Annotated in this window: 6 protein-coding genes; all 6 read right to left on the reverse strand. The window is 67.3% G+C overall.

What is annotated here, in order from left to right:
- Window positions 1-97: 97 nt before the first annotated feature.
- The 6 genes from ABGA94_RS04040 to ABGA94_RS04065 all read right to left on the reverse strand — a co-directional run bounded on the left by ABGA94_RS04040 (window position 98) and on the right by ABGA94_RS04065 (window position 10,018).
- The gene (locus tag ABGA94_RS04040; RefSeq protein WP_375366457.1) at window positions 98-2,716 is read right to left on the reverse strand and encodes a glycoside hydrolase family 2 protein; all 2,619 of its coding nucleotides are present in this window, start codon (window positions 2,714-2,716) and stop codon (window positions 98-100) included.
- Window positions 2,717-2,806: 90 nt separating this feature from the next.
- On the reverse strand, window positions 2,807-4,033 hold the full coding sequence (locus tag ABGA94_RS04045; RefSeq protein ID WP_338168076.1) for an AGE family epimerase/isomerase: 1,227 nt from the start codon (window positions 4,031-4,033) through the stop codon (window positions 2,807-2,809).
- On the reverse strand, window positions 4,030-5,025 hold the full coding sequence (locus tag ABGA94_RS04050; protein WP_111128437.1) for a carbohydrate kinase: 996 nt from the start codon (window positions 5,023-5,025) through the stop codon (window positions 4,030-4,032). Before ABGA94_RS04050 ends, ABGA94_RS04045 begins: the two co-directional genes overlap by 4 nt.
- 7 nt (window positions 5,026-5,032) lie before the next feature.
- On the reverse strand, window positions 5,033-6,346 hold the full coding sequence (fucP, locus tag ABGA94_RS04055) for an L-fucose:H+ symporter permease (protein ID WP_005416346.1): 1,314 nt from the start codon (window positions 6,344-6,346) through the stop codon (window positions 5,033-5,035).
- A 60-nt stretch (window positions 6,347-6,406) separates the two neighbouring features.
- Complete coding sequence (locus tag ABGA94_RS04060) at window positions 6,407-7,456, reverse strand: LacI family DNA-binding transcriptional regulator (protein ID WP_375366460.1); 1,050 nt, start codon at window positions 7,454-7,456, stop codon at window positions 6,407-6,409.
- Between the two features lie 96 nt (window positions 7,457-7,552).
- Window positions 7,553-10,018, reverse strand: a complete 2,466-nt coding sequence (locus ABGA94_RS04065) for a GH92 family glycosyl hydrolase (protein ID WP_069138655.1) — start codon at window positions 10,016-10,018, stop codon at window positions 7,553-7,555.
- Window positions 10,019-10,376 lie beyond the last annotated feature (358 nt).

Here is a 10,376-nt window from a genome sequence, read left to right on the forward strand (position 1 = left end):
CGCACCTACCCGGCTCCGCTTCTGGTAGGTGCCAACCTTGGTTGGCATGCTGCTGGTGTGCCAACCAAGGTTGGCACCTACCAAAGCGGGAAACCCCTCAACGGTCGTTGAGGGTCTTCACCTTCAGCGCTTCGCGCAGGGTAACCAGATCCACCGGGCCGCGCACCGCGATATCGCGTGTTTCGCCCGGCAGCAGGTCCAGCAGGTTGTCTTCGACCTGCACATCCAGCGCGCCGAAGTCGATCCACGCCGCGCGCACGTACGCCGCGCTTTCCAGCCGCAGACGATAGTGGTCCCCTTCGATGGACAACGTGGCCTTGAGTTTCTGCCGCGGCAACAGCTGGTCCTTTGCCTCAACGAAACCGACCACCTGCCGCGCGCTCACGTCGCCGTGCTGCAGCAACTCGAACACCGCCACCGTACGCGTCGGGTCGGCACCGGCCAGCAGCTCTGCATCGCTGAAATCGCCCATCGAGGTGACACCCGCCGCCACCAACGTCACCGTTTCCTCGCGACGACGCAGCACCTTTCCCTCCACGTCCATCACCCGCAGACGCCAGCGCGCTTCCAGTGAGGCGCCATCATTGATCAGGCGCACCCGCGTGCTGCCCTCGTCGCGCAGCGCTGCCACCGTCACTGGCGCGAAGAAACGCCGCGCGGCGAAGTGCAGCGCCTTCCAGCGGCCGAAATAGTCCACGCTGGACCACGAGGCGCCGGGCCAGACATCGTTGAGCTGCCAGTACAGCGAACCCATCGTGTATGGCCGCGAGGCGCGATGATGCAGCGCCGCCAGTGCGATGCCATCGGCCTGCATCACTTGGCTGAGATAGACGAAGTCCTCGAAGTCCTTCGGCGTGCCGTAACCCAGTTCGATGTAGTGCAGCAGGCGGCTGTTGCCCTCGCCGGCCATGAATTTCTGGTGCGCGCGGATCACAGGGCTGTCGATGCGCTGTTCGGCGCGGGTGGCGATCTGGTCCACTGTCGCCACCGACGGCCACGCCTGCAGCCCGTACTCGGACATGAAGCGCGGCGTCTCGCGCAGGTAGGCCTGCACCGGCAACGCCGGATTACCCCAGACCTGCCAGTAGTGCTTGTCGCCACGCGTTGAATCGTTGGCCTTCTCGTCAAGGTCGTTGCTCGGTGAGCTGGACCAGTACGGCACGCCCAGCCCCTCCTCGCCCACTACCTGGCGCAGGTCGTTGCCGAACAGGTCGACGTAGCCCTGCCAGACCTTCGCCGCAAATGCCGGGTTGGCCGCCTTCAGGTCGCGGCCGTGGCCCCAGTCCTTCCATGCGGTTTCTTCCTCGTTGTTGCCACACCACAGCACGATGCTGGGGTGATGGCGCAGACGGCGCACGTTGTCGCGTGCTTCGGCCACCACGTTGGCACGAAACGCCGGATCGTAGCCCGGCTGCATGCCGCCGCCGAACATGAAGTCCTGCCAGACCAGCAGGCCCAGTTCGTCGGCGATGTCGAAGAACGCGTCGTCCTCGTAGTAGCCGCCGCCCCAGTTGCGCAGCATGTTCATGTTGGCGTCGCGCGCGGCCGTCAGCACTTGGCGCAGGCGTGCGGCATCGACGCGAGCGGGAAAGGCATCGAACGGAATGACGTTGGCGCCCTTGGCGAAGATCTCCACGCCGTTGATGACGAAGGCAAAGCCCTGCCCGCCCTTGCGGTCTTCCTCGCGGCGCAGTTCGACCGTGCGCAGCCCGATGCGCTGCTCGCGCGCCAGCTCCGGCGTGCCACCTTGGTCCAGGCGGGCCTGCACCGTGTAGCGGTCCTGCGCGCCGTGGCCGACTGGCCACCAGCGCCGCGGATCGGCCAGTTCAACCGGAACCTCGATGCTGTTCTGGCCGGGCTTCAGCAGCACCGTGCGCTGCACCTGGGCCACGTTGCGGCCCTGCGGATCGCGCACATCCACATTCACCACGGCCGAGCCCGCCGCCGCGCCCTGCTCCACTTGCAGCAGCACGGCCAGCTTCGCCTGCTCCGCGCTCAATGCATCTGTACGCACCGCAAGATCGGTCAGGCGGTGAGCCTCCCAGGCCTGCAGGTCAACCCCGCGCCAGACGCCGGCGGTGACATAGCGAGGCCCCCAGTCCCAGCCAAAGTGGTAGGCCGGCTTGCGCACGAAGTTGCCGACCATCGCGTCCTTCGGCTCATCGCCATACGGCGACGGGTAGTTGCCAGCGATCTTGTGCGGCATTGCCTGCACGCCCGGCAGCAGGGTGCGGATAGGCGAACGGAACACGATCTGCAGTTCATTGTCCCTGGCCCGCAGGCGCCCATTCACGCGCGCGCGCCAGGTCCGGTGCGCGTTGTCCGCGCGCAGCAGCGGCTTGCCGTTGAGGCTGACGTCGGCGTAGGTATCCAGACCGTCGAAGCGCAGCTCGGCATTGGGCTTGGCCAGCGTCGCCGCATCCACGTCGAAGCGGGCGCGGTACTCCCAGGCGGCCAGGCCGATCCATTGCAGTTCGGCCTCTGGTGCGCCGACATACGGATCACGGATCAGTTCGTGAGCCAGCAGGTCGGTGTGCACGCTGCCCGGCACCGTCGCCGCCCGCCATTGCTGCAGACCTGGATGAGCGGCGCCCTGCGCGTCGCCGGGCAGCATACGGAACTCCCACTGTGCCTGCAGCGGCGTGGCAGCGACCGGGAAGGCGGACGCCGCGATCAGCAGCAGGAGCAGGCGGACAACGAGGGGAAGGCGATGCATGGGATGCTCCTGTCTTTCCGCCGGGCATGGTCCGGCGCTACCTGCAAGTCCAGCTCACGGCAGCACCGGGCCATGCCCGGCGCACCAACCTCAACGCACCACGTTCAACACTTCGTAACACGCACCCATGGTGTGGTAATCCACCTTGCCGGCCGGGCTCTTCTCGTCGCTGTACTTGCGATTGTCGGCATCGAGGATGCGGAACCAGGCGCCGTACCGATGATCGACGAAGTGTTCCCACGAATACGCCCAGATACGCTCGTACCACTGCCAATAGCGGTCATCGCCGGTACGCTTGGCCATCAGTGCGGCGGTCGCAAGCGTCTCCGCCTGCACCCAGAAATACTTGTCGTCGTCGCAGACGAAACTGTCGCCACCGATCGGGGCGCCATCCATGCCCGGCTGCCGGCGCGACTCCGGCGCGAAACCGTAGTACAGGCCACCCCGCGCCTCGTCCCAGCTGCGCGCCACGGCCACGTCGAACAGGTGCTGCGCGGTCGGCACCAGCCAGTCGACCTGCACATGGCGGTCCAGGATCAACAACAGCTTGGCCCATTCGGTCTGGTGGCCCGGCTGGAAGCCCCACGGGCGGAACAGGTGCTTGGGGTCGTCCAGGTTGTAGTCCCAGTCGATCTCCCAGTTGGAATCGTAGTGCTCCCACACCAGGCCACCGGCCTTGGCGGCCTGGCGGCGGGTCATGTTGTCGGCCAGCTGCAGCGCGCGCTCCACATAGCGCTGTTCGCCGCTGGCCTCGAAGGCGGCCAGCATCGCCTCGCACATGTGCATGTTGGCGTTCTGGCCACGGTAGCCGGTGAAGTTCCACTGCCCATCGGCTTCGTCCTTGTAGAGGCCGAGCTGGGGCTCCCAGAAGCGCGCTTCCAGCAGCTGCCAGGTCTCGTCCATCCATGCGCGGGCCTGTTCGAGACCGGCCTTCAGTGCGCAGCTGTAGGCCAGCAGCACGAACGCCACGCCGTAGCAGTGGTTCATGTCGTCCTCGACCTTGCCGTCGCGCAGGGTCCAGGCGTAACCGCCGGTGGCCGGGTTGCGGTGCACCTCGCGCAGGTAGCGCACGCCGTGCTCGACCGCCTCACGGTACTCGGCGTTGCCGAATTCGCGGTAGGCCATCGCGTAGTTGAAGACGAAACGCGTGCTGCTCACCAGATGGCGATGGTTGGCGTCGTAGATGCTGCCGTCGTCACGGAAGTAGTGGAAGAAGCCACCGTTCGGATCGATGCACCGCGGGTGGTAGAACGCCATCGTGTCGGCGATGTGCGCGCGCAGGAACGCGGGTGAACGGAAGTCGGGGGAGGTGCTCATGCGGTAATGTCCTGGGCCTGCAGCAGCTGCTGCACTTCATCGAGCGAGGGCATCGCGGCGAACGCGCCCTTGCGGGTAACAGCCAGCGCACCGACCGCAGCACCGAAGCGCAGCGTGGCGGTGATCGCCTCCGGGTCCTGGCAGAAGGCGGCAAAACCGGCACCGGCGCCGCCGCGCTCCAGCAGCCCAACCAGCACGCCACCGACGAAAGCATCGCCAGCCGCCGTGGTGTCGACGGTAGCCACGCGGAAGCTTGTGACCGTGCCGTGGTTGTCGCGCGTGTACCAGTGCAGCGTGGCCGCACCGTCGGTGACGATCACCCAGCGCCCGCGCGCAGCGAGCAGGCGCCGCAGTACCGCTGCCTCGCCATCGGCACCCAGCGGCGCGGCCAGGTAGTCCAGCTCCTCGCGCGACAGCTTGACCAGGTCGGCGCGTTCCAGCGCCTGCCACAGGCGCGGTGTCGGGTCCTCGTTCGCCGGCCACAGCGCCGGACGCAGATTGAGGTCGAGGCTGACCACCGCACCAGCCGCGCGCGCACGATCCATGCCGGCGAAGGTCGCCTCGGCGATGGCCGCTTCGGTCAGGCTGTTGGAACAGACATGGAAGCACTGTGCGCTGTCGAAGCACGCCGCCTGGAAGTCGCTGTCACGGAACAGCAGGTCGGCTGCCGGCGGGCGATAGAAGCTGAAGCTGCGCTCGCCGCTGGCATCCAGTGCGACGAAGGCCAGTGCGGTCTTGGCCGCATCGGTACGCACGATGTAATCCGTGCCCACGCCGTGCTCGACCAGGCTGTCGGCCAGGAAGTCGCCGAACATGTCGCGGCCCAGCGTGCCGACGAACTGCGTCTTCGCACCCAACCGTGCGGCCGCAACGGCAACGTTGGCCGGTGCACCACCGGCGTACTGCAGGAAAGCGCGCGGCGTGTCGGCCGAGGCCGGCGGCTGCGCTAGTAGATCGATCAAAATTTCGCCGAAGCAAACGATGGCACCCATTCCGGACTCAGCCTCCCTGCGTTGCGGAGGCCGGCGTACGCGCGCCGACCAGTCCGTAGAAAATGATGTAGCCGTAGCACAGCAGCGGCAGGATGAAGCTGGCCTGCACACCGATGTGGTCGGCCAGGACGCCCTGCAGGTACGGCACCACGGCACCGCCGACGATGGCCATGATCAGCAGGCTGGAGCCCTTGTTGGTCAGCGGCCCCAGGCGCTCGATGCTCAGCGCGAAGATGGTCGGGAACATGATCGAGTTGAACAGGCCGATCGCCACCACCGAGTACAGCGCGATGTTGCCGGAGCTCAGCATGGTCGTGACCAGCAGCGCCACGTTGACCAGCGCGAAGATCGCCAGCAGGCGGCTGGGCGAGAAGCGCGCCAGCAGCGCTGAGCCCGCGAAGCGGCCGATCATCGCCATCGTCCAGTAGGCCGACACGTAGTGCGTGGCTTCCTGTTCGCTGAAGCCACCGATGTTGGGCATCGACAGGTAGTTGACCAGGAAGCTGCCGATCGACACCTCAGCGCCGACGTAGAAGAAGATGCCCAGCACGCCCAGCAGCAGGTGGCGCTTGCGCAGCGCATCCAGGTAGCTGTGGTGGTGGCCCTGGTCGGCCTGCTCGGTGGCGTCGCTCAGCGCCGGCAGGCGGAACAGGAACACGAACAGCGCCAGCAGCACCAGCGCCACGGCCAGGCCCACGTACGGTCCCTGCACGGCCTGCGCCTCGGCGGCACGGTAGGCCAGCTGCTCGGCGGCCGGCAGCGCCGCGATGTCGTCAGCGCTCTTGACCGTGTTGGACAGGATCAGCATGCCGCCGAAGATCGGCGCGATGGCCGTGCCCAGCGAGTTCAGCGCCTGCGCCAGGGTCAGGCGGCTGGAACTGGTCTGTTCCGGGCCCAGCAGCGCGACGTACGGGTTGGCGGCGACCTGCAGCACGGTAATGCCCGTGGCCAGTACGAACAACGCACCGAGGAAGGCGCCGTACACGCGCAGTTCGGCCGCCGGCCAGAAGCCCAGCGCGCCAATGCCGGCGATCACCAGTCCAGCCACGATGCCCTTCTTGTAGCCCAGCGCCGCCACCAGGCGGCCCGCCGGCAGCGACATCAGGAAGTAAGTGCCGAAGAAGGTGAACTGCACCAGCATCGCCTTGGCGTAGTTCAGTTCGAACACCGCCTTCAGGTGCGGGATCAGGATGTCATTGAGGCAGGTCAGGAAGCCCCACATGAAGAAGATCGTGGTCACGACAGCCAACGCCTTGCCGTTGGTGACGGCGGGTGCGTTGCCCGAAGAACCCGATGGACGGGGCGTTGCGGAGATCGGCATGCGGTACGCGCCTCGATGCGCGGAAGGTCGTTGTTGCGTGGAAGGGGTATGCGGAAGGAATCAGTTCGGTCGTGCGGCACTGCTTTCGCGGATGCGCAACTGCACCGGCGCGACCGTGCGCCGAGGCGGCGCGTCGGGTTCGTCCAGCCGCTGCAGCAGCAGCGCCGCAGCCTGGCGGCCACGCTCGCGCGGGTCGGCGGTGAGCGTGGTCAACGGCGGTACGGCCACCGCCGCCTCGGAAATATCATCGAAGCCGGTGACGGCGAAATCGCCGCCCGGACGGATGCCGCGCGAGTTCAAGCCCAGCATCAGGCCCAGCGCGACGGTGTCGTTGTAGCAGACCGCCGCACTCGGCCGATGACCGTCGGCGAAGAGTTCATCGGTGCGCGCTGCCGCTTCCAGGCGGTTCGGGGCCGACTCGATCATCCAGCCCGGCGGCAGCGAAAGACCGGCCTCGGCCAGCGCCTGCTGGAAACCCGCGCGGCGCTGGTGGCAGGAACTGGATGCGGCGTGGCCCCCGAAGAACGCGATCTGGCGGTGGCCGCGCTCGATCAGGTGGCGCGTGGCCAGATAGGCGCCGTGCTGGTTGTCCAGGGTCAGGAAGTCCCAGTCGGCCCCGGCCAGTTCGCGGTTGAACAGCAGCACGTTGGCATTGGCACCCAGTGCCTGCCGCAGCTGTGCGGTATCGCTGCCCTCGGCCGGCGACAGGATCAGGCCGGCCGGGGTGTGCTCCATCAGCGTGGACAGCACCGCCTGCTGCCGCTCCGGCGATTCACCCGTGCTGCCGAGCAGGGTCACGTAGCCACGCCCGCCCAACGCCTCGTCCACGCCCGCTGCGAACTCGGCGAAGAACGGGTTGGAGAGATCGTTGATCACCAGCGCGATGCTCGACGAGGTACGACGGCGCAGGTTGGCCGCCGCGCGGTTGTAGACGTAACGCTGGCGGCGCAGTTCGGCCTCGACCTTGGCGCGGGTATCGACGTTGACCAGCGGGCTGCCACGCAGCACCAGCGACACGGTTGCCCGTGACACGCCGATCGCGCGCGCGATGTCGGTCACCGTCACCGCCTTGCCGGCGCGCTTGCTGGGACTGTTGCCGTTGTCGTTCATCGTCTTCCCGGACTCCGCTGGAGGCTCAAGCCTAATGGATCAGGGCCGTGTCGTGCCGTGCCGTTCGCTGGGTCAGCGCGAACGGCACAGTCCGGCTCAGCGCAGCTGGCTGCCCGGTGCCGCGCACCAGGACACCGGCAGGTCCTTCACCGCGGTGCCCCAGCCCTGCTCCGGCGCCTTCGCGTCGAGCGCGAACTGCAGGCGCGGGCCCTGCTGCAGGCGGTCCCAGTCCAACCACACCGGTGCATGCGCCTGGCCGTCGACCCGCACACCCTGCACGTATTGCAGGCGGCGGCCATCGGCACCCGGCGCGTCGATGCGCAGGGTTCGGCCATTGCCCATATCCACTTCGACCTTGCTGAAGCGCGGCGTGTGCAGCAGGAACTGGCCGCTGCCCGGCACCGCCGGGTACACGCCGATGGCGCTGAACAGGTACCAGGCCGACATCGTGCCGAGGTCATCGTTGCCGGTCACGCCATTAGGGGCATTGGTGAACAACTGCTGCGCGGCACGCACCACGGCGGCGGTCTTCCACGGCTGGCCGATCAGCGTGTACAGCCACGGCGAGTGCAGGTCCGGCTCGTTGTTCGGGTTGTAGCGGAACTGGTTGTAGTAGCTGTACGGCCCCACCACCCACGCCTTGCGGGCGGCATTGAGCGGATCGGCCTGCAGCGCGTCCATCGCGAAGAACGCATCCAGGCGGCGACCGGCCTGTTCGCGGCCGTCCATCGCTTCGACCAGGCCCGGCACGTCCTGCTGCGCCAGCCACTGGTACTGCCACGCCGTGCCCTCATGGAAACCGTGGTGCGAACGCGGGCTGTAGTGGCCATCGGCCGGCGTGTACCACTGGCCATCCTCGGTGCGCGGGCGCGGGAAGCCGGTGAAACCCGTCTCGGCATCCCGCACCTGCGGGTCCCACACCTTGCGCCAGTTGCGGCCACGCTCACGCAGCGTCGCCGCATCCTGCGCATGGCCCAGGCCATCGGCCATCTGCGAGAGCGCGCAGTCGGCCAACGCATATTCCAGCGTGGCCGAACCACCATGGTGTGGATCGACATCCATGCCCTTGGACGGGAACGCGCGGTCGTAGGCCACATAGCCCTTGTCCAGGTAGGTCGGGTTGCCGGAGCGTCCGGCCATGCGCGAGTTCAGTGGCGGCGTGCCGAAGGCATTGCGGCGCAGTGCATCCCAGGCCTGCGATTCACGGCCCTTGAGCGCGCCGAAGCGCCACAGGTCGACCATGAACGGCGTGACCGGATCGCCGGTCATGATGTTGGTCTCGAAGTTGGCATAACCCCAGCGCGGCAGCCAACCGACCTGTTCGTCGATCGCCAGCAGGGTACGGCCGATGTCGCGCGCCACGTCCGGGCGGGTCAGCGCCAGCCACTGGTTCTGCGCGCGGTAGGTATCCCACAGCGAGAAGTACTCGTAATAGGTCCAGCCATCGGCGCGGTGGATACCGTCGTCATAACCGCGGTAGCGGCCGTCGGCGTCGTTGCCGGTCATCGGCTGCAGCAGTGCGTGATAGACCGCGCTGTAGAACACCGCGCGGTCGTCGGCAGTGCCGCCCTGAACACGCACCCGGCCCAGCTGCTCGCGCCAGGACTGCTGGGACAGCGCACGCATGCGGTCGAAGCCGAGCAGCACCCCATTCTGCATGCCTTCTGCGCGCAGGTTGGTGCGCGCGCCTTCGGCATCCACGTGCGAGATCGCGCTGACCGCCGTCACCGACTGGCCCTTGGCCAGGTCGAAGCTGAGCCAGGCGCCGTTCGGCTTCTGCTCGCCTTCCATGCTGTGGCGCGCGCCCGGCAGGCCACCGCCCTCACCCCAGGTGCCATGCGCCTTGAACGGACGGTCAAACTCGATGCGGAACCAGGTGGTGTACTGGTGGCCGCCACAGAAGCTCTTGGTGACCAATTTGCCTTCCACCACACGATCGCCGACCACATCGACCACGCTGCCGATCACCGAATGGCGCTCGTTGGCCTGGCCGACATTGACGAGCACGTGGCCATCGCCGCTGCGCTGGCTGAAGGTGTAGCGCTCGGCGGCGGCACGGGTGCGCGCGGTGGCTTCCGCATCGATGCCGCCGTAGCTGGTCAGGCGCACCTTGTAGTAGCCGGCCTGGCCGACCTCGCCATCGTGGGTGTAGGTCGATGCGTAGGCCTTGTGGTCGAACTGCTTGGCATTGCCGGTATCGAAATCGCCGCCAGGACCGATCGAACCGGTCACCGGCAGCACCGACACCTGGCCACCCTGCTCCCAGCAGCCGGCGCCGGAAATGAACGAATGACCGAAGCCACGGATCTTCTCGTCGTCGTAGCGCCAACCCGAATAGTGGCTGCCGATCGGGCTGACCTGGATCAGGCCGAACGGCGCCGACGCGCCCGGGAACGTATTGCCGTCGTCCTTGCTGCCGATGAAGGTATTGACCTCGCGTTCCAGCGCGGCCGGTGCGGCCTGCAGCAGCACCGGCACTGACGACAGCGCGAGCAGGCAGGCCAGGCGCACCAGCGGGCGCGAGGACAATGGGACGGCGGGAGCGGACGGCACTGGACGCATGTCGGGTTCCTGTAGTCGATGACGCGGAGGCAGACGGCCGGGGCCGTCCGGCACCGTTCCGCTGAGCCCTGCCCTGACCTGCAGAGAGCTCCCCCTGGAATGACGCCCGACCCACCAGACCGTGAATTTAGATCGATTCAAGTAGAGCATGCAGGTTCAGCCGAATGCATTCTGCGGCGCAGCATGAGATGGGGTGTTCGGCAGGGCTGCGCCCTGCACCTGCTACGAGCTGGAGCAACAGCAACCGCAACAGCAGAAGCAACAGCAGAAGCCGGTTTCCTGTGGGGAGTCGGGGTGGGTCCGGTTGCGGGGGACGCCGTAAACCCGTCCCTGGGGGCTTGGCCGCGGCATCCATGCC

Source organism: Stenotrophomonas sp. 3diitr2024, from assembly GCF_042136455.1.
In the GTDB taxonomy this organism is placed as follows: Bacteria; Pseudomonadota; Gammaproteobacteria; order Xanthomonadales; family Xanthomonadaceae; genus Stenotrophomonas; species Stenotrophomonas sepilia.